The sequence below is a fragment of the Kribbella sp. NPDC050124 genome (genome assembly GCF_044460355.1).
Classification (GTDB): Bacteria; Actinomycetota; Actinomycetes; order Propionibacteriales; family Kribbellaceae; genus Kribbella.
Map to the genome: position 1 here is coordinate 34,956 of NZ_JBITJU010000005.1, position 23,956 is coordinate 58,911.

General features: G+C 67.7%; 22 protein-coding genes. 11 read left to right on the forward strand and 11 right to left on the reverse strand.

The window, feature by feature from the left end; translation table 11 throughout:
- Window positions 1–75 precede the first annotated feature (75 nt).
- A complete protein-coding gene (locus ACIBL3_RS14870) occupies window positions 76–894 on the reverse strand; it encodes a class I SAM-dependent methyltransferase (RefSeq protein WP_396353834.1) in 819 nt (272 codons plus the stop codon).
- Window positions 895–1,196: 302 nt separating this feature from the next.
- On the opposite strand from ACIBL3_RS14870, the gene ACIBL3_RS14875 reads away from it, so the two are divergent.
- The 5 genes from ACIBL3_RS14875 to ACIBL3_RS14895 are packed head-to-tail and all read left to right on the forward strand — an operon-like array spanning window position 1,197 to window position 6,690.
- Window positions 1,197–3,035, forward strand: a complete 1,839-nt coding sequence (locus ACIBL3_RS14875) for an ABC transporter substrate-binding protein (protein ID WP_396353835.1) — start codon at window positions 1,197–1,199, stop codon at window positions 3,033–3,035.
- Window positions 3,032–4,126 (forward strand): ABC transporter permease, encoded by a 1,095-nt coding sequence (locus tag ACIBL3_RS14880; RefSeq protein WP_396353836.1) that lies wholly within the window; start codon window positions 3,032–3,034, stop codon window positions 4,124–4,126. Before ACIBL3_RS14875 ends, ACIBL3_RS14880 begins: the two co-directional genes overlap by 4 nt.
- Window positions 4,127–4,131: 5 nt before the next feature.
- The gene (locus ACIBL3_RS14885; protein WP_396353837.1) at window positions 4,132–5,007 is read left to right on the forward strand and encodes an ABC transporter permease; all 876 of its coding nucleotides are present in this window, start codon (window positions 4,132–4,134) and stop codon (window positions 5,005–5,007) included.
- A complete protein-coding gene (locus ACIBL3_RS14890; protein ID WP_396353838.1) occupies window positions 5,000–5,812 on the forward strand; it encodes an ABC transporter ATP-binding protein in 813 nt (270 codons plus the stop codon). The genes ACIBL3_RS14885 and ACIBL3_RS14890 overlap by 8 nt, the downstream gene beginning before the upstream one ends.
- Window positions 5,809–6,690 (forward strand): ABC transporter ATP-binding protein, encoded by an 882-nt coding sequence (locus ACIBL3_RS14895; RefSeq protein ID WP_396353839.1) that lies wholly within the window; start codon window positions 5,809–5,811, stop codon window positions 6,688–6,690. Before ACIBL3_RS14890 ends, ACIBL3_RS14895 begins: the two co-directional genes overlap by 4 nt.
- Window positions 6,691–6,858: 168 nt before the next feature.
- Here ACIBL3_RS14895 and ACIBL3_RS14900 read toward each other — a convergent pair whose 3' ends face one another.
- From ACIBL3_RS14900 to ACIBL3_RS14910, 3 genes are all read right to left on the reverse strand, one after another.
- Window positions 6,859–7,494 (reverse strand): class I SAM-dependent methyltransferase, encoded by a 636-nt coding sequence (locus ACIBL3_RS14900; protein ID WP_396353840.1) that lies wholly within the window; start codon window positions 7,492–7,494, stop codon window positions 6,859–6,861.
- A 41-nt stretch (window positions 7,495–7,535) separates the two neighbouring features.
- Window positions 7,536–7,880: a response regulator transcription factor gene (locus ACIBL3_RS14905; RefSeq protein ID WP_396353841.1), complete on the reverse strand. Its 345-nt coding sequence runs from the start codon at window positions 7,878–7,880 to the stop codon at window positions 7,536–7,538.
- A 144-nt stretch (window positions 7,881–8,024) separates the two neighbouring features.
- Entirely contained in the window at window positions 8,025–10,061 is a 2,037-nt protein-coding gene (locus tag ACIBL3_RS14910; protein ID WP_396353842.1) for a phosphocholine-specific phospholipase C, read from the reverse strand.
- A 152-nt stretch (window positions 10,062–10,213) separates the two neighbouring features.
- Between ACIBL3_RS14910 and ACIBL3_RS14915 the strand changes: the two genes are divergently transcribed.
- A complete protein-coding gene (locus ACIBL3_RS14915; protein ID WP_396353843.1) occupies window positions 10,214–10,876 on the forward strand; it encodes a histone deacetylase in 663 nt (220 codons plus the stop codon).
- Here ACIBL3_RS14915 and ACIBL3_RS14920 read toward each other — a convergent pair.
- Both ACIBL3_RS14920 and ACIBL3_RS14925 read right to left on the reverse strand, forming a co-directional pair.
- The gene (locus ACIBL3_RS14920; protein ID WP_396353844.1) at window positions 10,820–12,892 is read right to left on the reverse strand and encodes a M6 family metalloprotease domain-containing protein; all 2,073 of its coding nucleotides are present in this window, start codon (window positions 12,890–12,892) and stop codon (window positions 10,820–10,822) included. The genes ACIBL3_RS14915 and ACIBL3_RS14920 overlap by 57 nt on opposite strands.
- 138 nt (window positions 12,893–13,030) lie before the next feature.
- Window positions 13,031–14,077 carry a hypothetical protein gene (locus tag ACIBL3_RS14925; protein WP_396353845.1) on the reverse strand — a complete coding sequence of 349 codons (1,047 nt, stop codon included), beginning with the start codon at window positions 14,075–14,077 and terminating at the stop codon, window positions 13,031–13,033.
- Between the two features lie 140 nt (window positions 14,078–14,217).
- Between ACIBL3_RS14925 and ACIBL3_RS14930 the strand changes: the two genes are divergently transcribed.
- The 3 genes from ACIBL3_RS14930 (at window position 14,218) to ACIBL3_RS14940 (ending at window position 17,658) form a co-directional block, all read left to right on the forward strand.
- On the forward strand, window positions 14,218–15,576 hold the full coding sequence (locus ACIBL3_RS14930) for an NAD-dependent succinate-semialdehyde dehydrogenase (protein ID WP_396353846.1): 1,359 nt from the start codon (window positions 14,218–14,220) through the stop codon (window positions 15,574–15,576).
- Between the two features lie 138 nt (window positions 15,577–15,714).
- A complete protein-coding gene (locus ACIBL3_RS14935) occupies window positions 15,715–16,662 on the forward strand; it encodes a trypsin-like serine peptidase (protein ID WP_396353847.1) in 948 nt (315 codons plus the stop codon).
- Window positions 16,663–16,755: 93 nt separating this feature from the next.
- Entirely contained in the window at window positions 16,756–17,658 is a 903-nt protein-coding gene (locus ACIBL3_RS14940) for a hypothetical protein (RefSeq protein WP_396353848.1), read from the forward strand.
- Here ACIBL3_RS14940 and ACIBL3_RS14945 read toward each other — a convergent pair.
- Window positions 17,598–18,104, reverse strand: a complete 507-nt coding sequence (locus ACIBL3_RS14945; RefSeq protein WP_396353849.1) for an excalibur calcium-binding domain-containing protein — start codon at window positions 18,102–18,104, stop codon at window positions 17,598–17,600. The genes ACIBL3_RS14940 and ACIBL3_RS14945 overlap by 61 nt on opposite strands.
- 384 nt (window positions 18,105–18,488) lie before the next feature.
- On the opposite strand from ACIBL3_RS14945, the gene ACIBL3_RS14950 reads away from it, so the two are divergent.
- A complete protein-coding gene (locus tag ACIBL3_RS14950) occupies window positions 18,489–18,995 on the forward strand; it encodes a PaaI family thioesterase (RefSeq protein WP_396353850.1) in 507 nt (168 codons plus the stop codon).
- Window positions 18,996–18,997: 2 nt separating this feature from the next.
- Here ACIBL3_RS14950 and ACIBL3_RS14955 read toward each other — a convergent pair whose 3' ends face one another.
- On the reverse strand, window positions 18,998–19,273 hold the full coding sequence (locus ACIBL3_RS14955) for a helix-turn-helix domain-containing protein (protein ID WP_396353851.1): 276 nt from the start codon (window positions 19,271–19,273) through the stop codon (window positions 18,998–19,000).
- Here ACIBL3_RS14955 and ACIBL3_RS14960 point away from each other — a divergent pair.
- On the forward strand, window positions 19,154–19,657 hold the full coding sequence (locus ACIBL3_RS14960) for a phytanoyl-CoA dioxygenase family protein (protein WP_396353852.1): 504 nt from the start codon (window positions 19,154–19,156) through the stop codon (window positions 19,655–19,657). The genes ACIBL3_RS14955 and ACIBL3_RS14960 overlap by 120 nt on opposite strands.
- Here the strand turns inward: ACIBL3_RS14960 and ACIBL3_RS14965 are convergent.
- From ACIBL3_RS14965 to ACIBL3_RS14975, 3 genes are all read right to left on the reverse strand, one after another.
- Window positions 19,654–20,898: an aminotransferase class I/II-fold pyridoxal phosphate-dependent enzyme gene (locus tag ACIBL3_RS14965; RefSeq protein WP_396353853.1), complete on the reverse strand. Its 1,245-nt coding sequence runs from the start codon at window positions 20,896–20,898 to the stop codon at window positions 19,654–19,656. The genes ACIBL3_RS14960 and ACIBL3_RS14965 overlap by 4 nt on opposite strands.
- Window positions 20,899–20,980: 82 nt before the next feature.
- Complete coding sequence (locus ACIBL3_RS14970) at window positions 20,981–23,377, reverse strand: penicillin-binding protein (RefSeq protein ID WP_396353854.1); 2,397 nt, start codon at window positions 23,375–23,377, stop codon at window positions 20,981–20,983.
- A gap of 59 nt (window positions 23,378–23,436) precedes the next feature.
- Window positions 23,437–23,925 carry an Lrp/AsnC family transcriptional regulator gene (locus tag ACIBL3_RS14975; protein ID WP_396353855.1) on the reverse strand — a complete coding sequence of 163 codons (489 nt, stop codon included), beginning with the start codon at window positions 23,923–23,925 and terminating at the stop codon, window positions 23,437–23,439.
- Window positions 23,926–23,956 lie beyond the last annotated feature (31 nt).

Genomic DNA, 23,956 nt, shown 5'->3' on the forward strand with positions numbered 1-23,956 from the left:
CCCGGAGTGCGGGTGGCGAACCCCGCATTTGCTGGGTCTGCCAGCGAAATGCGTCCAGGGGACCAGTGTGACGCCTCAGCGGCGGATTCCCACTGCTTCCAGGTATTCCGCGCGGGCGGCGACGGTGCCGTCGTCGGCGTAGTCGAATGCTCGCGGTACGTCGGCGAGCTCCCGAGCGAACTCGTGCAGGTCCTCGCCGTCCAGCGTCCCGGCCAGCCGGGTGATGGGGCCGTAGAAGTCCCGGAACCACTCGGAGAAGTGTTCCGGGGTGTGGTACCGGAACACGTACTCGCGCCGGTTCAGCGTGATCCACTCGACCCGGTCGCCGAACAGCTCGAACAGGTGGTCCTCGGTGCCCCACAGCGTCGGCGGCCGCACCCCGGCCGGCGGCGGCGCCCACTTGGACACGGTCTTGAACATCTGCCCGATCATCCCGGCCGGCGTCCAGTTGGCGAGCGCGATCTTGCCGCCCGGCGCCGTGACCCGGACCAGCTCGTCGGCGGTCTTCTGGTGGTCCGGCGCGAACATCACGCCGACGGTGCTGCAGACCAGGTCGAACGACGCGTCCGGAACCGGCAGGTTCTCGGCGTCGCCCTCGGTGTAGGTGATCGGCAGGTGCTCGGCGGCGGCCCGCTCCCGGCCCTGCTCGAGCAGGTTCGGCGCGTAGTCGACACCGGTCGCCTCGGCGAACCGCCGGGCGGCTGCCATCGCCGCGTTGCCCTGGCCGCAGGCAACGTCGAGGACCCGTTGCCCGGCCCGTACGTCGGCGGCCTCGACCAGGTTCTCGGCGATGATCTGCAGCGTGTTGCCGACCCGCGGGTAGTCGCCGGTCTGCCAGGCAGCGCGTTGCTTGTCCTTGATCGCCTCGAAGTCCACGGTCGTGTTGGTCGTCATGTCTCCCCCTGGAGTAGCGGTTCTGATACGGCGCCACGTCGGTGTGGGCGCCGTACCGATGGAAGTCGGTCGCCGTGTGACGCGGCGTGTGACGAAACCGCCGTCGTCCCGCCTGAGCGTGGTCACGCAGAGCGAACCAACGTTGTCAGAGGTTGGTATATCCACTGACCTGCGCTTTCAGCGTCTTTGTTCCAACGTGGCAATGAACTCTTGCCAACGTTGTCAACGCTACTTATAGTCCGTCACACCTCTCGGTCGGTGATCGCCCTGTCCGCGCAACGAAAACGGAGGTGACTTTCGTCATGAACGAAGCACCGCGCCCCCAGTACGAAGATGTCGCAGATGTCGTCCGCTACCAGTTGAGCCGGCGAAGCATGCTGGGAGGAGGTGCCGCGGCTGCGATGACCGCCTTCCTGGCGGCCTGCTCCAGCGATGGCGGCTCGTACTCCGACAAGCCCGCCAACGACAAACCCGTCGCCACCAAGTCCATCCAGATCGGCAAGGCGAACATCCCGGTCCCGCGGGACCAGTCGGTGATCGTCGGCCAGGTCGAGTACACCGTGTTCGACAGCTTCAACGGGATGATCCCGAACGGTTCCCCCGGCGGCGCCGGCGTCGAGCTCGCCACCGAGCCGCTGTTCTTCCTCAGCTTCGCCACCGGCAAGCTGACGCCGTGGCTGGCCACGGAGTACAAGTACAACGACGACCACACCGAGCTGACCATCAAGTTCGACCCGAAGGCGCACTGGAACGACGGCAAGCCGCTGGGCGCCAACGACTTCAAGTTCACCGTGATGATGTTGAAGGACCGCCCGGACCTGTTCGGCGGCGGCGGTGAGCTGAAGGAGTTCGTGAAGGACGTCGAGGTCCCGGACCCACACACCGCGGTGGTCAAGCTGCTCAAGCCGACCCCACGGCTGCACTACAACTTCATCGCCGCGATCGCCGGTGCGCCGAACAACATCATGCCCGAGCACATCTGGAAGTCGCAGGACCCGACGAAGTACAAGGACAACCCGCCGGTGCGGTCCGGTCCGTACAAGCTGAAGCAGGCAATCCGGAACCAGAAGATGTTCGTCTGGGAGAAGGACCCGAACTACTGGAACAAGGACAAGCTCGACGTCAAGGCGCAGTACGTCATCTTCCAGAGCACGTCCAAGCAGGCCGACCAGGCCTCGCTGTCGTTCGAGAAGGCGGAGTTCGACGTCGGCTCGATCGACGAGCAGCACGCCAAGCAGCTGCGCAACACCGGCTACCCGGCGCTGCAGACCACGCAGTTCCACGACCCGAACCCACGGGTGCTGTGGCTGAACTGCGACCCGGCCCGCGGCGCGATCTCGGAGCCGAAGATGCGCCAGGCGATCAACTACTGCCTGGACCGCGAGAAGATCGGCAAGTCGGTGTGGCAGGTCGAGGTGCCGCCGGCGGTCTACCCGTGGGCGGACTACCCGACCAACGACAAGTGGAAGAACGACGAGCTCGCGAACAAGTACAAGACCGAGTACAACCTGGACAAGGCGACCCAGCTGCTCGACGAGATCGCCCCGAAGAACGCCGCCGGCAAGCGGACGTACAAGGGCAAGGAGATCAACCTCGAGATCATCACGCCCGCACCGGTCGACAAGGACGAGTACGCGATCGCCAACGTGCTGAAGGTCGACCTGGCCAAGGTCGGGGTGCCGGCCACGCTGCGCAGCCTGTCCGGGAGCGTGCACGACCAGAAGTTCCAGCGCGGCGAGTACGACATCGATTCCAGCTGGGCCGGGTTCGCCATCGACCCCGAGCAGCTCTACACCGACTGGGAGAGCAGCAAGGCCCAGCCGATCGGCAAGAACGCCGCCGGCCGGAACAAGATGCGGTTCCGGGACCCGCAGTTCGACGAGATCTCCCAGAAGCTGGCCGGGATGGACCCGAACAGCGAGGAGGCCAAGCCGCTGCTCGACCAGGCACTGGAGATTTACCTCCAGAAGCTGCCGCTGCTGCCGGTGATCCAGACCGGGTACCCGCAGTTCTTCAACACCGCGTTCTGGTCCGGCTGGCCGACCGACGACGACCTCTACGAGGTGCCGCTGAACTGGTGGCCGCACTTCATCTTCGTGCTCGCCAAGATCAAGGCCACCGGGCAGAAGGGACCGGCGTGACGGCGGAGGCCCCGCCGGTGGTGACTGTCGACGAGAGCCAGGACTCCGCACCCGCCTCGGGGGTGCGGGCCTGGCTGTCGCGGCATCCGCTGGCGGCGTACGGGCTGCGCCGGTTCGGGCTCTACGTGGTGGAGCTGTGGGGCGCGCTCACGATCGCGTTCTTCTTCTTCCGGCTGATGCCGGGCGACCCGATCCAGACGCTGATCCAGACCCTGCAGCAGAACTACATCTACAACCAGCAGGCCAGCGCCGAGCTGATCGCGCGGTACCAGCACGAGTTCGGGCTCGACGGCAACCTGTTCTCCCAGTACGTCAAGTACATGGAGAAGCTGGTCCTGCACGGCGACATGGGGCCGTCGCTGATCAACTACCCGACGCCGGCGCAGACCGTGATCCTCAGGTCGTTGCCCTGGACCATCGGCCTGCTCGGCATCTCCGCCGTGCTGGCCTGGATCCTGGGCGTCGTGATCGGGGCGATCGCGGGCTGGCGGCGCGGGAAGCTCGGCTCCCGGATCGCGACCAACCTGTCGATCGCGCTGTCGCACGTGCCGTACTTCTTCGTCGCGCTGATCCTGGTGTACATCTTCGCGTACACCCTCGGCATGCTGCCGGCCAGATCGGCGTACGACTCCAGCATCAATCCCGGCATCTCGCCGGAGTTCATCGGCAGCCTGCTCAAGTACGGCTTCCTGCCGGCGTTCTCGATCGTGCTGATCGGGACGTTCAGCTGGATCCTGTCCACCCGGATGCTGATGATCCCGATCCTCGGCGAGGACTACCTGGTGTACGCCGAGGCCAAAGGCCTGAAGGGCTCGCGGATCCTGACCCGGTACGCGCTGCGCAACTGCTACCTGCCGCAGATCACCGCGTTCGGCATCTCGCTCGGCTTCATCTTCAACGGCAACGTGCTGGTCGAGCAGCTGTTCAACTACCCGGGGCTCGGGACCACGCTGGTCACCGCGATCCAGCAGCTCGACTTCAACACGATCCTTGGAGTGACCAACATCGCGATCTTCTCCGTGCTGACCGCAGTCCTGATCCTCGACCTCCTGCTCCCGCTGCTGGACCCGCGGGTCAAGTACTGGAAGTGATGGCGATGAGACTACTGACCGCGGTACTGCGGACGATCCGGGGCAGCCGGCGGCTGGCGATCGGACTGGCGATCCTCGGGTCGATGGTGCTGCTGGCGTTGTGCAGCCCGTTGATCACCAAGGCCATCGGCGGTGGCGAGGACCCGATCGAGGTGGCGGCGTACGAGAAGTGGCTGGTGCCGTCCGCGGACCATCTGCTCGGCACCGACCAGTTCGGCCGGGACGTGTTCGCGATGGTGATCAAGGCATTGTCGGTGTCGCTGCAGATCGGGGCGATCGCCGGTGTCATCTCGACCGTCGCCGGCGTGATCGTCGCGTTCGTGGCCGGGTACAAGGGCGGCTGGATCGACGGGGTGCTGTCGACGTTCACCGGGATCCTGCTGGTGATCCCGACGTTCCCGTTGCTGATCGCGCTGTCGGCGTACGCGAAGAACGTCACCCTGTTCCAGGTCGGCGTGATGATCTCGATCTTCTCCTGGCCGTTCGCGGCCAAGACGATCCGGTCGCAGGTGCTGAGTCTGCGGACCAGGCCGTACGTCGATCTGGCCCGGGTGAGCAAGGCCCGTGACCTGGAGATCATCGTCACCGAGTTGCTGCCGAACCTGCTGCCGTTCATCGGCGTCGGGTTCGCGTCCTCGGCGCTCGGCGCGATCTTCGGCCTGGTCGGCCTGGAGGTCATCGGGCTCGGGCCCGGCGGCGTGGTCGACCTCGGGCAGATCATCTTCAACGCGATCACCACCGGCGCGCTGACGCTGGGCGCGTGGCCGATGTTCGCCGTGCCGATCATCTTGCTGACGTTGCTGTTCGCGGCGCTGAACATGGTCAACATCGGGTTGGAAGAGGTCTACAACCCGCGGCTGAGGGGAGTGACCGGTGAGTGACTCGGTCTTGGAGATCAGGGGTCTCGAGGTCACGTACCTGTCGACGCGTGGCAACGTGACGGCGGTCCGCGGCGTGGACCTGGACGTCCGTCGCGGTGAGATCCTCGGGATCGCGGGCGAGTCGGGCAGCGGCAAGAGCACCCTCGCGGTCGCGCTGCTCCGGCTGCTGAAACCACCGGGCAAGGTGACCGGCGGGTCGGTGATGTTCCATCCGGCCAAGCGCTCGCCGGTCGACCTGCTGAAGGTGAACGGCGAGGAGTTGCGCGTCCTGCGGTGGTCGGCGCTGTCCTACCTGCCGCAGGGCTCGATGAGCTCGCTGAACCCGGTGATGCGGGTCCAGGACCAGTTCAAGGACGTCATCCTGGAGCACGCGCCGGGCCGGAAGGACTCGCTCGGGGAGCTGATTCCCCGGCTGCTCGGTCAGGTCGGGCTGGAGCCGCGGGTCGCGCGGATGTACCCGCACGAGTTGTCCGGAGGCATGAAGCAGCGGGTGCTGATGGCGATCGCGGTCGCGCTCGAACCGGACCTGGTGATCGCGGACGAGCCGACCACCGCGCTCGACGTGACCATCCAGCGGGTGATCCTGCAGTCGCTGGCCGATCTGCGCACCGACTTCGGCGTGACGCTGGTGGTGATCTCGCACGACATGGGTGTGCACGCGCAACTGGCCGACCGGGTCGCCGTGATGTACGAAGGCCAAATCGTCGAGGTCGGCGACGTACGGCAGGTGTTCAAGGACCCCAGGGATCCCTACACCCGGCAGCTGATCGAGTCGATCCCGCAGGTCGGACGGAGGGCATCTTGAAGTCTGAACTCGAACTTCGTGGCGTGCAGCAACGGTTCCACGCGCGTGGGATCGCGGGCGGCTACCTGACGGCGGTGGACGACGTGAGCTTCACGCTCGCGGCCGAACCGCCGCAGGTGGTCAGCCTGGTCGGGCAGAGCGGCAGCGGGAAGAGCACGATCGCCCGCAACGTGCTCGGCCTGCAGAAGCCGACCGCCGGTTCCGTGCTGTACGGCGGCAAGGACATCTTCAAGCTGAGTCGCGCCGAGTACGACGAGTACCGGCGCGACGTCCAGCCGGTGTTCCAGGACCCGTACGCGATCTTCAACCCGTTCTACCGCGTCGATCGGGCGCTGTGGAAAGCGGTGAAGAAGTTCGGGCTGACGACCAGCCGGTCGAAGGGGCTCGCGCTGATCGAGGAGTCGCTGCGCGCGGTCCGGCTCGAACCGGAGAACGTGCTCGGCCGCTACCCGCACCAGCTGTCCGGCGGCCAGCGCCAACGCATCATGTTGGCCCGGGTGCACATGCTGCGGCCGTCGTTCATCATCGCCGACGAGCCGGTGTCGATGCTGGACGCCCAGGTGCGCAAGCACTTCCTGGACATCCTGCTCGACTTCCAGCGCGAGCACGGGATGACGACGCTGTTCATCACCCACGACCTGTCCACCGTGTACTACCTCGGCGGCGAGGTGATGGTGATCACCAAGGGCAAGATCGTCGAACGCGGCCCGGTCACCACGGTCATGCACGAGCCGTCCCACCCCTACACCAAGCTCCTCCTCGACTCCATCCCGCAACCCGACCCGGACCAGCGCTGGACCAGCCGGATCAACGTCGACGAGCTCGACGAGGAGGAGAAGGCCGAGGCCGACGCCACCAGTGCCCCGAAACCCCGGTGATCTAGGGACCCTTGTGATCTAGAGACCCTGGTGATCTAGGGCCGACGGCCGCTGGTGATCAGGAACTGGTAGAACCAGGCGCGGAAGGCCGGGTTCGTCATCAGTTCGCGGTAGCGGGTCAGCTCGTCGTCGGTGGCGCCGGCGGCGCGGAGCAGCGGTTCGGCCTGCTCATTGAGGTTTCGGTGCAGCAGGCAACCGTCGCTGCCGCCGGCTCTGGGAATACTCCATCACGTCGACGTCGACGAGTCCGGCGGCGGTCATCCGGCCGGCGGTCTCCCGGGCCCAGGTCCAGCTGAGGCCGCGCGCCGGGCTCACCACGTTGTGGGACAGGTGCAGCATCTTGTCCCACAAGTCCTGGTCAGCCGGCTCCGGTACGGCGAGGGTCTGGAGCGGACGGTCGGTCAGATCGCCGAGCACCAGCCAGCCACCCGCCGCGAGCGCGTCGACCAACCGGCCGAGGAGCTGCTCGCGTTCCGGCAGGTGGACGAGCAGCAGCCGAGCGTGGATGAGGTCGAACGGTCCCTGCACCGGCAGCCCGTCGCGCAGGTCGTGGCGGATCACCTGCACGCCGGGTGCGACGTCGTTCAGCTGGCTCGTGTCGATGTCGACGGCAACGACCTCGTGAGTCCGCCCGGCCAGCCAGTTGGCGATCGAGCCGTTGCCCGCGCCGAGCTCGAGACAGCGCATGTCCAGCCGGAGCCCGACCCGCTCCAGGACCCAGGCCGTCGGCCGGTTCAGGAGCTTGCCGAGGTGGTCGAGGTGATGGGTGCCGAGTTCGCTGCCGGTGTCGAAGATGTAGTCCATGCCCCGAGCGTGGGTGGTCCGGACGACCGAAACATCCGTGATCACCCGGATCGTGACAGCGCCCAGGCGACGATCTCGTACCGGCTGGCCAGGTCCAGCTTCTGCCGGACGTGCTCCAGATGCGTCTCGACCGTACGGCGGGAAATCACCAGATCCGACGCGATTTGTTCGTTGCTCAGGCCCTGTCCGGCCAGCTCGGCCACCTCCAGCTCCCGCCCGGTGAGCGGCTTGTCGGTCGGTGTCGGCGGAGCGAGCGCTTCGGCCATGAGCTCGTCCTGCGTGAGCTGCCGGCCGGCCGCCATCAGCCGATCCGCGACGCGGGCGCCGACCTGCTGGCGGAGTCGCGCGACGGTGGCGTCGCAGAAGACGGTGGTCACGTCCGACATTCGCCCACCGCGACGGGAGAGCGCGATCGCGGCCGGTGGACTCGCGCACCGGGTACGGGAGTCCACCGCCGGCCGGCGGAGGCTTCGGCAGGCCACGGGTGGGATCTACCTCGGCCTCGCCGGAGTGACCGTGTTCGCCTGACGTCAGGTGGTGTGGATGGCGGGGTCGCTGAGGCCGGGGGTGCCGGTTTCCACATGGCCGGCGTGGCGGCGGAGGTAGGTGGGGTCGGTGGTCGTGGTGATCGAGACGTCGTACCAGCGGTTGGTCGTGGCGACGGAGTAGGTGCGGGTGCCCGGGCGGAGGTCGAGCCGCTTCGGGGCGCCGCCGTACGCGTTGGCGATGGTGACGCGGCGGGCGACGTCGGCGGTGAAGATGAGGTCGAGGTCGCCGGTGCGAGCGTTCTCGCGGGCGGTGACCTCGAGGCCGGTCGCGGGCTTGCCCTTGAACGTGCGCAGGAAGCCGTTCGGGCCGTGCACGGTCAGGTCGTAGACGCCGTTGGAGTAGACGGTGTTCCAGCTGTCCGCGATGCTCTTGCCGGCCTCGGTCGTGTACGTCCACGGGCCGTCGGTGCGGTTCGCCGACGTGATCAGGAACTGCGCCCCGGCCTTCGGCCCGGACTCGAACGTCAGCGTGTACTTGCCACCGGCAACCGATCCGTCGACGACCGATGCGTAGGGCAACGGCCTGGTACGGCGGCGGCCGCGCTCCTGCACCGGGATGCTCCCGACCGCGGGCGGAGTCGGCCTGTAGTCCGGGTGCCGGTCGTTGTCCGGCGGCTCGTACGCTGACGTGTCGGGCAGGTCGGCGGGTTGCGTGGTCTTGGTGCCGAAGTCGAACGCCGACGTGAGGTCACCGCAGATCGCCCGTCGCCACGGCGAGATGTTCGGCTCGTGCACACCGAACCGGTTCTCCATGAACCGGATGATCGAGGTGTGGTCGAACACCTCCGAGCAGCTGTAACCACCGGTGCTCCAAGGCGACACCACGAACATCGGCACCCGCGGCCCGAGTCCGTAAGGCCCGGCGACGAGCTTGCTGCTCCCTGGGTAGTAGTCCAGCGTGGTGTCGACGGTCGACAGTCCCTGCGCTGCCGAGGACGGCGGGAACGGCGGTACGACGTGGTCGAAGAAGCCGTCGTTCTCGTCGTACGTGATGAACAGCGCGGTCTTGCTCCAGACCTCCGGGTTCGTGGTCAGCGCGTCGAGGACCTGCGAGATGTACCAGGCACCGTAGTTGGTCGGCCAGTTCGAGTGCTCGCTGAAGGCTTCCGGCGCGGCGATCCACGAGATCTGCGGCAGCCGGTTCGCCTTCACGTCCGCGGCCAGTTGCGCGAACAGGTTCTCGCCGGCCTTGGCGTTGGTGCCGGTGCGGGCCTTCTCGTAGAGGGCGTCACCCGGCTCCGCGTTGCGGTAGGTGTTGAAGTACAGCAGCGAGTTGTCGCCGTAGTTGCCGCGGTACGCGTCGCTGATCCAGCCCCACGAGCCGGCCGCGTCCAGGCCGTCGCCGATGTCCTGGTAGATCTTCCACGACACTCCGGCCTGCTCGAGCCGTTCCGGGTACGTCGTCCAGCCGTAGCCGAGCTCGTCGTTGCCCATCACCGGGCCGCCGCCGGTACCGTCGTTGCCCGTGTACCCGGTCCACAGGTAGTAGCGGTTCGGGTCGGTAGCGCCGATGAACGAGCAGTGGTACGCGTCGCAGATGGTGAACTTGTCCGCCAGCGCGAAGTGGAACGGGATGTCCTCGCGGGTCAGGTAGGCCATCGTCACCGCGGACTTGGCCGCGATCCACTGGTTGCACTTGCCCTTGTTGATCGCCTGCTGCCCGTCCGGCCAGCTGTGCGGAAGGCCCTGCAGGAACTGCAGTCCGAGGTCGTCGGCCTCCGGGTGGAACGGCAGCGTCTCCTGGCCGGAACTGCTGGTCTGGTGCCAGATCGGCTTGCCGCTCGGCAGCGTCACCGGCCGCGGGTCGCCGAACCCGCGAACGCCCTTCAGCGTGCCGAAGTAGTGGTCGAACGAACGGTTCTCCTGCATCAGTACGACGATGTGCTCGACGTCCTCGATGCTGCCGTACCGGCGATTGGCCGGGATCGCGGCGGCCTGCTCGATGCTGTTCGCCATCGCGCTGAACGCGGCGGTGGCACCGGCGAGCTGCAGGAACCTGCGACGATTGATGTCTGGCATGCGTGGTCTCCTCGGGCGGTGGGGCGGATGGAGTCTGGAACACCAGCACTGCGTCGGACGCACCCTAACCTGAACGATTAACCGACGGAAGATGAACTCTGCTGTTTGTAACAGCAGCCTTTCAAACTATTCTGAGCGGTATGGTGGGCGGCATGGACCTCGTCTGGTACGTCACCTACGGGTCCAACCTCGCCCTCGACAGGTTCCGCTGCTACCTCGCCGGCGGCCGCCCGGCCGGGGGCGCACGGGTCTACCCGGGCTGCCGTGACCCTCGCGACCCGGCGCGGATCGCGGCGGTCGAGGTGCCGGGCGGGCTGGTGTTCGCGGGGGAGTCCAAGGTGTGGGGTGGCGGGTCGGCGTTCTACAACCCGGCCGCGCCGGGGTTGGTTGCCGCGCGCGCCTATCTGGTGACGCCCGGCCAATTGGGCGATGTCGCCGCCCAGGAGATGCGCCGTGATCCGGGAGGCGAGTTCGCCCGCGACCTGGCCGCCGTACTTCCGGACGTCGATGCCGTTCACGCGATGGGGCCGGGGCGGTACGAGACTGTGGCTCGGTTGGGCGAAGAGGACGGGGTGCCCCTGTTCACTGTCACGCATGGCACCGTCGCTGATCTCGAGCCGAATGCGCCGACCCTTCCGTACCTGCGTTGGATCGCGGCTGGTCTTACTGAGGCGCACGGGTGGGGCGTGCGCCGGGTCGCGGAGTATCTCTACTCCGCGACCGGCGTCAGTCGTGCGTGGACGGTGGATGAGCTCGCGTCAGCGCTTGACGGCGAGGCAGGTGGCGGTGGATCGCTTGGTGGGGTCGCTTTCTGAGGTTGCGGTCAGGGTGATCTTGGCCAGCGGCGCGCTGCCGGACTTCGTGTAGACCGGGACGGTCGTGTCCTGACCGGCGTTCGCGGTCGCGAGGGCGTTGGGCAGCGACATCGACCAGCCCGCGCCGTCGATCGTGGCGCTCACGCGGTAGACGTCACCCTTCAGGTACGGCGTGACGTCCTCGGGGTGCTGTGATCCGCCCCCCGCCGTACCCGTGTTGGTCAGCTGGAAGCTGCACGTCTGCACACCGTTCTGCTGCGGCTTCGCCGCGGTCGGCAGCACCCGGACGCCGCGCTTCTGCGGTCCGGCGCCGTCGAGCGACCGAATGGCGACCGTGTAGGACAGCACGCCTTGGCGATCCCGCTTCACGTTGGTGATGTAGAAGTGCAGGCGGTTGGCCGAGTCGGTGTACTCGTACTCGCTGCCCGAGTTGGTGCCGGCGTGGAAGAGCGCGTCGGACAGCTGGCGGTAGTCGCCGATCGTGATCGGAACCTTGGTGCCGTCGGGCAGCACGTAGTCGGTCATGCCGATGTCCTGCGGGTTCGCGTCGATGACCCACTCGAACGGCGCCCGGTCCTCGTTCTTCGTCTTCGCCAGCAGCACGCCGGCATCGGGCGTGAACGAGTCCGTGCCCATCCGGTCGACGACCTCGACGGTGTAGTTCTGGTACCCGCGGCCATCGCACATCGGGTCCGTGGTGACGTCACAGGGTGGTGCGAGATCGCCCGCGCCGCCGAGCTGGATGTTCACGCCGGCCAGGCCCTTCGGACCGGGCTGGACCGTGCGTGCGGTGACGTCGGCGATCACGACACCGGACGTCGCGAGCGCCTCGCGGGACAGCCGCAGGACGTTCTTCTCGTCGACCATCTGCAGCTTGATCTTGTTCCGCAGCATGTGCTGCGCGCCCATCGAGCCGCCACCGGTCGCCGGGATCAGCCAGCGGCTGTGCGGTCCACCCGGGCCGTTGAAGCTGCCGCGGCTGAGCATCTCCCAGATGCCGGTGTACGCGCGCCGTGGCGGTACGCCGTACGGGTTGTTGTAGTTGTCGCCGATGCCCAGGATGTGGCTGAGCTCGTGGGCGTAGACGCCCATGCCGGAGCTCTCGGCCTGGGTCGACGAACCGCCGCCCGCGTTCGGCCAGATCGACGCGCCCGCGGCCCACGAGGTCCAGTCGACGTACCGGGTGTCGGACCAGTTCGGCAGCGCCGGGTCCGGCGGGCCGAACTCGTCGGTGACGTCCTCCTTGGTCGGGAACTTCATCATCCCGAACTCCTGCCAGGTGGACGACTCGTCCTGCCCGGCGCTCAGGAAGAAGACGAAGTCGAACCCGGCCGGCACCTCCGGCCCCTGGTCGGCGACCCAGGCGGCGCGGGCGTCGGTGCGGATGTTCTTGGTGCAGTTGTCACCAGCCGGGCAGGCGGTGCCGCCCTGGAACTCCATCGCGTACTCGTGCGACTTGCCGGGCATCCGGTACGGGCCGAACGCGGTCAGGTCGACGCCGTACCGGCCGCCGGAGTCCTCCATCCAATACTCGTGGATGGTGTGCCCGCGGTTCAGCGTGCCCGGGGTGTTGAGGAAGTTCTTGTAGAACTGCGCGACCTGGTCACGCGGTACGCCGTTCGCCTCGGCACTCGGGTTCCCGAACGGCGTCGACCCCTTCGGCTTGGTGACGACGAAGTCCTGGTTCGGGTAGTCCACCAGCACCAACGCACCCTTGAACGTCCTGGTCGACCCCTTCGCGTTCGGGTCGGACCAGTTGGTCCCCGGCGGCTTGCGGTAGTCACCCCAGGTCATCTGGTCCGGGTTGACCCAGTTCTGCGGATCAATGGCCCCCGGCAACCCCTGCGCGGTCGTCGCCGCAACTCGCTGCGGCGACCCCGACTCCTGCCAAGGCTGCTTCTGCGGCCAATGCGGAAACTGCCACGCATCGGCCGGATCCGGGGGAGCGGTCGCACTCGGCGACGCCAGCGCCATCGAAGGCACCGAAACCGCGGCGAGTACAGCGACCAACTTCAAGACAACACGAAACTTCCGTTGCTCAGACACGGGCGGGCATCCGATCGACTAGGCGGACAACGGCCCTTCAGCATCCCTCGCCAACCGCTCACTCCACAACCGATCATGCCGAAGGATTTCCCCGTCATATCGGCGGAATCACGCGGCCTGGAAGTCACCGAGATAGGCGAGATGATGCGAGGTGGCGAAGGCGACCGGCTTGCTCGTCGCGCCGAGGCCTCGTCCGAGACCGCCGGCGGCCTCCGCGAGCTCGTGATCACCCCACGAGTAGTCCGGGCCGGAAAAGCTCCCGGACTCCACCAGCCGAGTAGAGACCAGTCGCACCGTTCGAGCCCGCGAGTTCTCGGCATCGGGTTCGAGAATCTTCTCCCGGAGATAGAGCCAGTGGTCACTGCAGGTGTACTTCAAGCTGATGTGCTTGCTGCGGCAGACACCCGGAGCCCACACCGGATGTACGACGCCGTAGTCACCGAACCGGGCCCGGTCGGCGCCGCCGGCTCGCACCGTCTGCCAGAGAGTCTCCTCGAATCGAGGCTGTTCCCAGTCGTGAGGCAGTCCGAGCGTCTTCGGCACCGACCCGCTCAAAACGGTGATCGACCGGAATCGTCCGTGCCGCGCGGCGCCGACCATCGCCTCGAGCACGGCGTCCACCAGACGCTGATCGAGACCCGCGACGTACCCGGCATCCAGGATCAGGTCCAAGCCCGACGGATGGATCGTGAGCCGGTCGATGAGCAGTGCCAGTGCCTCGGGCGAGGCCTCGCGGGCTCGGATCCGGAGCGCGCAGCCTTGCCCGAGTCGCTCTGACAAGCGGCTGATCCGGGTCAGCAGCTCACCAGATGCCTTGCTGTCGGCGACGGGAACGAAGGGCACGATCTCCGGTTGGTAGAGCTCGAAGGGAGCGGCCAGCCTGTCCGCGAGCCGTTCGAGCGCGGCCGCTGTACCCCAGCCTGGCGCTGCCGCCATGTTCGTCGCGTCGAGCATCACCAGACGACCGAGTTCCCAGACTCCTCGAACCGCCTCCTCAACGCGATCAAGCAGGTTGTCCACGGACGAGTCAGGCTCATGGTCGAGGGAGAGCAAAGGCTGAACAGCCCGGTCCCGGGGGAGTTGGTCAAGCGCGGCGAGCTCGCCCTTCTTGGCGCGCAGCGCGACGAGCGTTCGGAAGTCACCAGCAGGAACCACAGCCCCTCCCGTCACTCACTGTCATTCCAGCGTAACCGGAAGCGCTTGTTGTCGCAGGAGTCCTGAATGTGGGAAGACTGTATACAGTATGTGCGAATCTGGCTAACCTGGGCGCTTGTGGCGGTGTGGATGGAGGAACCATGTATGTGGTGACGAACCCGGCGACGGGTGTGGTGGTGGAGGAAGTGGCGAACTCGACCGAGGACGAGGTGCGGGCTGCGGTCGGGCGGGTGGCGGGGGGATATGCGGGGTGGCGGGCGCGGTCGGTGGGGGAGCGGGCGGCGATCGTGGCGCGGGCGGCGGAGCTGTTCGAGGAGCGGGCCGATGAGCTGGCCGCGATCATGACGCTGGAGATGGGGAAGCGGATCAACGAGGGCCGCGGCGAGGTCGCGATCGTGGTCGACATCTTCCGGTACTACGCCGAGCACGGGCCGGCGTTGCTGGCCGACGAGCCGCTGGACATCAAGGGCGGCAAGGCCGTCATCACGAAAGGGCCGATCGGGCCGCTGCTCGGCATCATGCCGTGGAACTTCCCGTGCTACCAGGTGGCCCGCTTCGTCGCGCCGAACCTCGTGCTCGGCAACACGATCCTGCTCAAGCACGCGTCGATCTGCCCGCGCTCGGCCCGCGCGATCGAGGAGATCCTGCGGACGGCCGGCGTACCGGACGACGTGTACGTCAACACCTTCGCGTCGAGCCGGCAGATCCCGGCGATCCTGGCCGACCCGCGGATCCAGGGAGTCTCGCTGACCGGGAGCGAACAGGCCGGCATCTCGGTCGCCGCCGAGGCCGGGCGGCACCTGAAGAAGACCGTGCTCGAGCTCGGCGGCTCCGACCCGCTCATCGTGCTCGACACCGACGACATGGACGAGACGGTCAACGCCACCGCGACCGCGCGGATGCGGAACTGCGGTCAGTCATGCAACGCGCCGAAGCGGATGATCGTGCTCGCCGACATCTACGACGAGTACGTCGACCGGCTGACCAAGCGGGTCGCCGAGTACTACCAGCCCGGCGATCCGGGCGACCCGGAGACCAAGCTGCCGCCCCTGGCGTCGGTCGCGGCGGCGGACGAGGTCGCGGGTCAGGTCGCGAAGGCGGTCGAGCAGGGTGCGACCCTGCGGGCAGGCGGGCACCGGATCGAGCCTGGTGCTTTTCTCGAAGCAACCGTGCTCACCGACGTCACGCCCGCGATGGACGCGTACTACGAGGAGATCTTCGGGCCGGTGGTGATCGCGTTACGGGCCGCGGACGAGGATGACGCGGTCCGGCTGGCCAACGACACCCCGTTCGGGCTCGGCGCCAGCGTCTGGGGGACCGACCCCGAGCGCCTGCGCCGCGTCGCCGAGCGGATCGACGCCGGCATGGTCTACCTCAACCGGGCCGGCGGCTCCCAGGCGGACCTCCCGTTCGGCGGCATCAAGCGCTCCGGCATCGGCCGCGAGCTCGGCCCGGCCGGCATCGAGGAGTTCATGAACAAGAAGTCGATCAGGCTGTGAAGGGTTTTGAAACGGGCGTTTTGCGCATAGGGTGACGCACCTGATGTAACGGGCTGGTGACTGTGTGAAACCGGTCCGGCCAGATCTGTCCGTGAGGACGGCCGGTGTGATCCGCCGGCCGGGAAAGAGTGGCAGCAGATGATGCGATTCCGCCCCCTTCGTTCCGTCCTGCTCGCAACCACCTGTGCGGTCGGGCTCGTCGTACCGCTCGCCGGTACGGCGTCGGCCGGCAACCCCGCAACCGTCCACGAGGCCGCCACGACCAGGGCCGAGCAGGCCAAGGTCAGCGACTTCTGGACCCCCGAGCGGATGCGGTCCGCCGTACCGCTCGAACAGCTTCTGAAACCGAAGCAGCGGTTGGCCGCCGCGCCGGCGGCCGGCAAGCCGACCACGATCGCGCCGACCGCGTTCCCGAACGGCGGCGGTCAGTGGACCGGCGGCGGCAAGATCGTCAGCACCGAGGGCCGCGTGTTCTTCACCTACCAGGGCCGTACGGCGTCCTGCAGTGGGACCGCGGTGACGTCGACGAACAAGAGCACCGTGATCACCGCCGGCCACTGCGTGAAGCTGGACGGCGCGTTCCACACCAACTGGGCGTTCGTCCCGGCGTACAACAACGGCAGCACGCCGTACGGGACGTGGACCGCGAAGAAGACCTACGCGACGCCGCAGTGGGTGGCCGGCGAGGACATCAACTACGACGTCGGCGCCGCCGCGGTGAACCAGCTCAACGGCCAGAACCTGACCGACGTGGTCGGCGGGCAAGGCATCGCGTTCAACCAGGCGCGCGGCCAGAACATGTACGCCTTCGGGTACCCGGCGGCGGCGCCGTACGACGGTTCGAAGCTGATCTACTGCAGTGGCACGACGTTCAGCGCGCTCATCTCCGACGGCATCGGGATGACGTGCGACATGACCGGCGGCTCGAGTGGCGGCGGCTGGTTCCTGCAGTTCAGCGAGTCGACCGGCGCCGGCGTCGTGAACTCGGTGAACAGCTACAAGATCAACTTCATCCCGACCTGGATGTTCGGCCCGTACTTCGGCACCGACGCCCAGAACGTCTACAACACGGCCCAGGCCGGCTGACCCCGACACGCGGTGGGCCGTACGCGCTGCCGTGCGGCCCACCACAGCGCATACTGCGAGTAACAAAGGGGAGTTGCTCTTCTAGGGGGTGTCATGGCTGAGCCCGCTGGTTACTCGATCAAGACGTATCGCTACCTGCGGATGGCGATGGTGGCGATGGTGGTGCTGCTCGGCGCGGCGCTGGTGATCGAGTGGTCGAAGACGGATCCGCGCTGTCTGCAGACGTCGATCAGCGCCTACTACTACACACCGGTGCAGGCGATCTTCGTCGGTGCGCTGATCGCCATCGGCGTCTGCATGGTGGTGCTGAAGGGCAACACCGAGCGCGAGGACATCCTGCTCAACGTCGCCGGGATCCTCGCGCCCGTCGTCGCGCTGGTGCCGACACCTGGTCCGGGTTCGTGCCGGTCGGTGCCGATGGTGCTCGGCGACACGGACGCGAACATCGCCAACAACATGGGCGCGCTGTTCGTCGTCGGGGTGCCGTGCCTGGTGGTCACCGCGGTGTTCGTACTGCGGGCGCGGTGGTCCCGCGCGGACCGCAATCCCATGTACCTGGTCGGCTTCGCCGTCGCGCTCGCGCTGTTCGGCGGTGGCGTCGCCTGGTTCTTCGCCGATCGCGACGGCTTCATCGACAACGCTCACTACGCGGCAGCCGTGGTGATGTTCCTCTGCATCATCCTGGTCGTGCTGCTCAACGCCGAGCAGTTCCGGCGCAAGGAGCACCCGGCGCACGCGAAGGCGCCGGCGGCGAACCGGTACACCGCGCTGGCGATCGCGATGGTCGTCGTACCGCTGGCGATGCTGGCCTGGAAGTGGCTGTTCGGCTGGGAGCATGCGGTGCTGTGGATCGAGGGCGCGCTGATCACCCTGTTCGCGACCTTCTGGATCGTCCAGACCCAGGAGCTGTGGGACGAGGGACTACGAGCCGGCGGTCAGGAGTTGCCGCGCTCGCAGGCGATCCCGTCACCGTTCTTGTCGAGCGCCTCGGAGTAGCCCGGCCCGCCGCGGTACAGCGGCGCCTTGCCGGCGGCGCGGGCCTCGGCGCAGGTGCTGAACACGACCGGTTTGGTGCCGGTCGGCGCAGTCGTGGGCGCACTGGTCGACGGGCTGCCCGGGACCGGCGTTGACGAAGACTCCGACGACTCGGGCGACGTCGGCGTGGAACTCGGTGGCGAGGTGGGCGACGACGTCTCCGACGCTGTGGGCGTGGGCGGTGTGGTCGGCGCGGCTGTCCGAGCAGCCCCGGTCTCGGGAGCGGTCGGCGACCCCTCCGGCGCCGGAACCGTCTCGGCCGGTGGCGGAGCGGAAGTCTGTGTCGAGTCGTCGCCACTGGTGAACGGGTTGAACAGCACCAGTCCGATCAGCGCGAGGACGACGACTGTCGCCGATCCGAGTTTGATGATGCTCGGACCGCCGTACCGGCCGATCGGGCCACGCACCGGACGACCCTCTTCGTCGACCCAGAATCTCCAGCCGGCCGGCGGGTCGGGCCACGTCGGTGCGGGTCCCCAGCGTTTGGGCGGTCGCCACCTAGCGTTCGGCGGGCCGGGCCAGCCCGGTGGCGCGTTGAACTGCCTCACACAACCTCCTGCTCCCCCAGGTTGTTCATCGCAGCAGGCAGCCTACAGACAATCGCGCGGGAAGTCTGGCCTAGGCCCGAATGTCATTGTTTTCAAGCGCTTGACCGCCGCTTGGCCCCCGGTCCTGGTCGCGGTACGGCGTCGCGCGGTGACTCAACGGTGTGACACCCGGCGCAGGATGCCGTGGTCGACGAGGGCTAGGTCTCGTTGACAGACCCAGCTGGGTGGTGTGAGGCTCGGTCCATGACAGAGACCCAGCAGGCGACCCGCAGCCGTACCTTCACCTGGTCCGACCCGGCGCTGACGGCGGCGTCGCTCGGTGCGATCTCCGGCCTGGAGATGCTGCAGGCGATGCGGGACGGCAAGGTCCCGCCGCCGCCGATCCTGCAGCTGGTCGGCGGGACCGGGTTCGAGGTCGAGGAGGGCCGGGTCGCGGTGCTGATGCCGGCCGCCGAGTTCCACTACAACCCGCTCGGCACGGTGCACGGCGGCATCATCGCGACGCTGCTCGACACGGCCGCCGGCTGCACGGTCCACTCGACGCTGCCGGCCGGCGTGGGGTACACCTCGCTCGACCTGATGACCCGCTTCATCAAGCCGGTCACGGTCGGCTCCGGCCTGCTCCGGTGCGAAGGCGCGATGATCAGCCGCGGGCGCCGTACCGCTGCTGCCGAGTCTCGGCTGTTCGACGAACGTGGAACGCTGTTGGCGCACGCCACATCGACCTGCCTGCTCTTCGACATCCCCTGACTTCAGTCCGGCGCGCGCAGCGCGCCCGGCGCCGAGCCGGTCGCGGCCTTGACCTGGCGGCTGAGATGGCTGACCGAGTCGTAGCCGGTCAGCTCCGCGATCGCCTGCAGCGTCAGTGTGGAGTTGCGGATGTGGCCGAGTGCGTGCCGGAGCCGTACGTGTTGCAGCGCCGCGCGTGGGCTCGCGCCGCGCAACCGCGCAAAGGCGGCTCGCAGCCCGGACCGCGCGCGGCCCTGCCGGGGCAGGGGCACCAGGGGCTGCACGCCGACTTCGGCCACCCGGTCGAGCCCGGCGAGTACGAGGTGTGCAACTCGATCTGGCTGCTCGACGACTTCACCCCGGAGAACGGCGCGACCCGTGTCGTGCCCGGCTCACACCGGCGCGGAACCATGCCCGGCGACGAGATGGCCAACCCCGGCGACGAGCACCCCGACCAGGTTCTGCTGACCGGCACAGCCGGCACGGTCGTCGTCTTCAACAGCCACCTCTGGCACGGCGGCACCAAGAACCGCACCGATCGCCCACGCCGGGCAATGCACTCGTACTTCGCCTTACGCCACCTCCCGCAGCAGCTGGACCAGCAGGCCTACCTCCGCGTGGAGACGCACAACCGCCTGACGCCCGCCCAACGCTTCCTCCTCGACGTGACGGGCACCAACTAGCCTGCTGCCTGCTGCTCCGCACCGACGAGACGGATGCAGGTGGCCAGGCCGGAGATGGCTGCCTCGACCTCGGGGAGCTCGGGGTAGGTGGGGGCGATCCGGATGGTGCGGTCGTCCGGGTCGTCGCCGTACGGGTGGCTGGCGCCGGCCGGCGTCAGGGCGATGCCGGCGGCCTTTGCCTTCGCGACGACTGCACGGGCGCAGCCCTTCGGGACCTGGAGGGTGATGAAGTAGCCGCCGGCCGGGCTGGTCCAGGAGGCCAGATCGGTGCCGCCGAGCTCGGCGGTGAGGATCTTGTCGACGGCCTCGAACTTGGGGCGGATCAGCTCCGCCAGGTTGCGCATGTGCGCCCGCAGCCCGTCGGCGTCGCGGAGGAACTGGACGTGCCGGAGCTGGTTGATCTTGTCCGGGCCGATGCTGCGCTTCGAGGTGTGGCTCTGCCACCAGGCGACGTTCGCGGGAGAGGACCCGAAGAACGCCACCCCGGACCCGGCGAAGGTGATCTTCGAGCTGGACCCGAACACGAACGCCCGGTCCGGATGCCCGTGCTCAGCGCACAACGCCAGCACGTCGGCGATCTCGGTCTCGGTGTCGGTCAGGTGATGGACGGCGTACGCGTTGTCCCAGAAGATCCGGAAGTCCGGGGCGGCGGTCTCCATCGCCGCCAGCCGCCGCACTGTGTCGTCCGAGTAGACCGTGCCGTCGGGGTTGCTGTACTTGGGCACGCACCAGATGCCCTTCACCTTCGGATCCGCCGCGACCAGCCGCTCGACGACGTCCATGTCCGGCCCGTCCGGCGTCATCGGCACCAGGACCATTGTGATACCGAACCGCTCGCACACCGAGAAGTGCCGGTCGTACCCGGGCACCGGACACAGGAAGGTGATCTCCGGCTCGTCGACCCACCGCCGCTGCGCACCTGGTACGACGCCCAGCAGCGAGAACACCACCGCGTCGTGCATCAGCTCCAGGCTGGAGTTGCCGGCCGCAAGCAGCTGGTCGGCCGGCACCTGCAACGCACCGGCGAAGATCGCCCGCAACTCAGGCAGGCCCTCGAGACCGCCGTAGTTGCGCAGGTCCACCCCGGCGGCCGACACCGGCTCGACGTGCTGGTCGAGCATCCCGTTCGCGAGATCGAGTTGTCGTGGTGACGGCTTGCCCCGCGTCAGGTCGAGCTTCAGCCCCCGCGCGACAAGGTCGTCGTACTCCCGGCGGGCGCGCTGCAGCTCATCGACGGTCACTGGATTTCCTTTCAGCTCTGGCTCGAACGGGCACAGCCTAGTGACTCACCCCACCGGCCCGCAGAAGATATCCACAGACCGGTCAGCGACCGCGTCGGCAGTTGGGGTACTTCGGGTCCCACGGCGGGCAGGTCGGGAAGCCCGGTGGCAGGTTGATCGTCGGTGGCGTCATCGGCGGCGTGGGCGGCGGAGTCGGCGGTTGTGCCTTGCTGCCGTTGGACAGGTGCAGCGTCACCATCGCACCGGCCGGAGCGCCGTCCTCCTGCCGCGGCGTGGTGTACGCGACCATCCCCGCCTGCGCGTCCGAGTCCACCGGCTCCGGCGCGACCTGCGCCTGGAAGCCGAGCTGCATCAGCCTGGCGATCGCCTCGGCGGGCGGCATCCCCTTCAGGTACGGCAGGTCCTTCACGTTGCCGCGGATCGTCTTGTCGTCCGGCTGCACGAACTTGCTCGACGGCAGACCCTGCAGCGCCGCCTGCATGGCGGACTCCCAGATCGGTCCCGCGGTGCCCGAACCGGAGGCGTCGCGCATCTTCTTGCCGTTGAGCGTGTGGCCGATCAGGTTGGTGTACTTCGGATCCGCGTCGGCCACCACGGACGCGGCGGCCAGCCGGTTCGTGTAGCCGGCGAACCAGACCGCCAGGTTGTCGTCGGTCGTACCGGTCTTGCCGGCCAGGTCGCTCTTGCCGAACTTCAGCTTGGCGCCGGTGCCGCCCGGCTCCATCACCTTCTGCAGGACGTAGTTCACGCCGTCGGCGACGGTCGGCGACAAGGCCCGCTTGCAGTTCGGTCCCGGGGTCGGGACACCCTTGCCCCGGCTGCTGGTGACCGCGGTGACCACCTGCGGCGTGCAGTAGATTCCCCGGGCCGCGAAGGTCGCGTACGCATTCGACAGCATCAGCGGGGTGACCAGGCCGGGCCCCAGCGTGTACGAGACGACCTGCTTCAGCGGCTCCATCGTCTGGGCGTCGTACATGCCGAGCTTGCCCGCGACGGTCGCGATCGGGCAGAGGCCGATCTGCTGGGACAACTGCAGGAAGTAGGTGTTGGTCGAGGCCCGGGCCGCGTCGATCATCGACGGGTCGGCGACCGTCTTGGTCGAGTTCTTCGGCTTGTAGTCGGGGTCTTCCGTCGTACCGCCACCACAGGTGCTGAACTTCTTGTTGCTCAGGTCGATCGTCTGCGGCGAGGCGATCCGGTACGTCATCGGGACGCCCGCGCCGATCGCGGCCGCGATCGTGAACGCCTTCATCGTCGAGCCGTTCTGGAAGCCGCCGAAGCCACCCGGGTAGGACTTCTCGACGTTGTAGTTGTACGACGTCTGGCCCTTCTTGCTGCCGTACGTCCGGCTCTGCGCCATCGCCTTCACCAGACCGGTGCCGGGCTCGACGATGGTGATCGCGGCGACCGCGGTGTCGGTCGGCTTGGAGTGCTTGTCGACCGAGGCCTGGGCCGCCTTCTGGATCTTCGGGTCCAGCGACGTACGCACGATCAGGCCGGAGGTCTCGATGTAGTTCTCCCGGTCCTCCGTGGTCTTGCCGAACGCCGGGTTGTCCTTCAACGCCGCCACGATGTAGTCGCAGTAGAACGGGTACTTCGAGTTCGCGCAGCCGCTCGGCACGTTGCGGACCTTGGCCGGGTCGAGCACCGGCGTCTTGATCGCGTCCCGGGCCTCCTTGCCCGAGATGAGGTTCAGCTCCTGCATCCGGCGCAGCACCACGTCGCGGCGCTCCTTGGCCCGCTTCGGGTTGTTGGTCGGGTTGTAGCCGGTCGGGTTCTTCACCAGGCCGGCCAGCAGCGCGGCCTGCGGCAGGTTGAGCTTGGACGCGTGCACCCCGAAGTAGTGCATGGCCGCCGCCTCGACGCCGTACGAGCGGTCGCCGAAGAAGGCCAGGTTCAGGTAGCGGTTGAGGATCTCGTCCTTGGAGTACTGCTTCTCGATCGCGATGGCGTAGCGCAGCTCGGCGACCTTGCGCTCGTAGGTCTCCGCGGTGGCGGCCTGGATCTCCTCCGTCGTGCGCGCCTTGGCGACCAGGCTGAGCTTCACGTACTGCTGGGTGATGCTGGAGCCGCCCTGCTGGACCGAGCCCTTCGACTGGTTGCGCAGTAGCGCGCGCAGCGTGCCCTTCGCGTCCAGCGCGCCGTGCTGGTAGAAGCGGTCGTCCTCGATCGCGATGATCGCCTGCTGCATCACCGGGCTGATCGCCTTCAGCGTGACCGGCGTGCGGTTCTCCTGGTACAGCGTGGCGATCAGTGAGCCGTCGGCGGCCAGGATCTGGCTCTTCTGGGCCAGTGGCGCCGTCTGCAGGTCCTGCGGAAGGTACTGCACGGTGTCGTGCGCCTTCGCGGTGGTGACTCCGGCCAGTCCGGCGAACGGGAGGGCCAGACCGGCGACGAGTGCGCCGCAGAGACCGCTGACCAGCAGGAACAGGATCACCGATGTTGCAACGTTGGGCCGGGCGGGCTCGCCTCTGTGCATGGTCCGGCAGATTACGTGAGGACAGGGCTTTCCGGGAGCCTTTTCGTTACGGACTTTACTCAATTGACCAAAGATCTCACCGACCGTGACTCCGCGCTGCCGAGCGGTGATGATTTGTCAGTGATCACCTTCATGGTGAAGGCGGAGGTGACGCGCTGGACGCGGGGGATCGGCAGGATGTGGGTGCTGAGGAAGGCCTCGTACGCCGTCAGGTCGGCGACCGCGACCCGGACGAAGTAGTCCGGGGCGCCGAACAGCCGCCGTAGCTCGATGACCTCGTCCAGCGCGACCAGTGTCTGCTCGAACCGGTCGACGGCCTCGGCGTCGTTCGCCTCCAAGGTGATGCTGACCAGCACCTCGAACGACCGCCCCAACGCCGCCGGGTCGAGCACGGCCCGGTACCCCTGGATCACCCCGTCGGCCTCGAGCCGCTGCACCCGGCGCAAGCACGGGCCGGCGGTGAGCCCGACGCGGTTGGCCAGCTCGACGTTGCTCAACCGCCCATCACGGGCCAACTCCGCGATGATTGCGCGATCGATGGCATCCATGCTCGATGATTGCACGATCCGGCATCAGCGG

Bases quoted from the DNA above. Each gene is read 5' to 3' on its own strand.
- ACIBL3_RS14870 (WP_396353834.1), bottom strand. From the start codon at position 894: ATGACGACCAACACGACCGTGGACTTCGAGGCGATCAAGGACAAGCAA.
- ACIBL3_RS14875 (WP_396353835.1), top strand. From the start codon at position 1,197: ATGAACGAAGCACCGCGCCCCCAGTACGAAGATGTCGCAGATGTCGTC.
- ACIBL3_RS14885 (WP_396353837.1), top strand. From the start codon at position 4,132: ATGAGACTACTGACCGCGGTACTGCGGACGATCCGGGGCAGCCGGCGG.
- ACIBL3_RS14900 (WP_396353840.1), bottom strand. From the start codon at position 7,494: ATGGACTACATCTTCGACACCGGCAGCGAACTCGGCACCCATCACCTC.
- ACIBL3_RS14905 (WP_396353841.1), bottom strand. From the start codon at position 7,880: ATGTCGGACGTGACCACCGTCTTCTGCGACGCCACCGTCGCGCGACTC.
- ACIBL3_RS14910 (WP_396353842.1), bottom strand. From the start codon at position 10,061: ATGCCAGACATCAATCGTCGCAGGTTCCTGCAGCTCGCCGGTGCCACC.
- ACIBL3_RS14915 (WP_396353843.1), top strand. From the start codon at position 10,214: ATGGACCTCGTCTGGTACGTCACCTACGGGTCCAACCTCGCCCTCGAC.
- ACIBL3_RS14930 (WP_396353846.1), top strand. From the start codon at position 14,218: ATGTATGTGGTGACGAACCCGGCGACGGGTGTGGTGGTGGAGGAAGTG.
- ACIBL3_RS14935 (WP_396353847.1), top strand. From the start codon at position 15,715: ATGATGCGATTCCGCCCCCTTCGTTCCGTCCTGCTCGCAACCACCTGT.
- ACIBL3_RS14940 (WP_396353848.1), top strand. From the start codon at position 16,756: ATGGCTGAGCCCGCTGGTTACTCGATCAAGACGTATCGCTACCTGCGG.
- ACIBL3_RS14950 (WP_396353850.1), top strand. From the start codon at position 18,489: ATGACAGAGACCCAGCAGGCGACCCGCAGCCGTACCTTCACCTGGTCC.
- ACIBL3_RS14970 (WP_396353854.1), bottom strand. From the start codon at position 23,377: ATGCACAGAGGCGAGCCCGCCCGGCCCAACGTTGCAACATCGGTGATC.
- ACIBL3_RS14975 (WP_396353855.1), bottom strand. From the start codon at position 23,925: ATGGATGCCATCGATCGCGCAATCATCGCGGAGTTGGCCCGTGATGGG.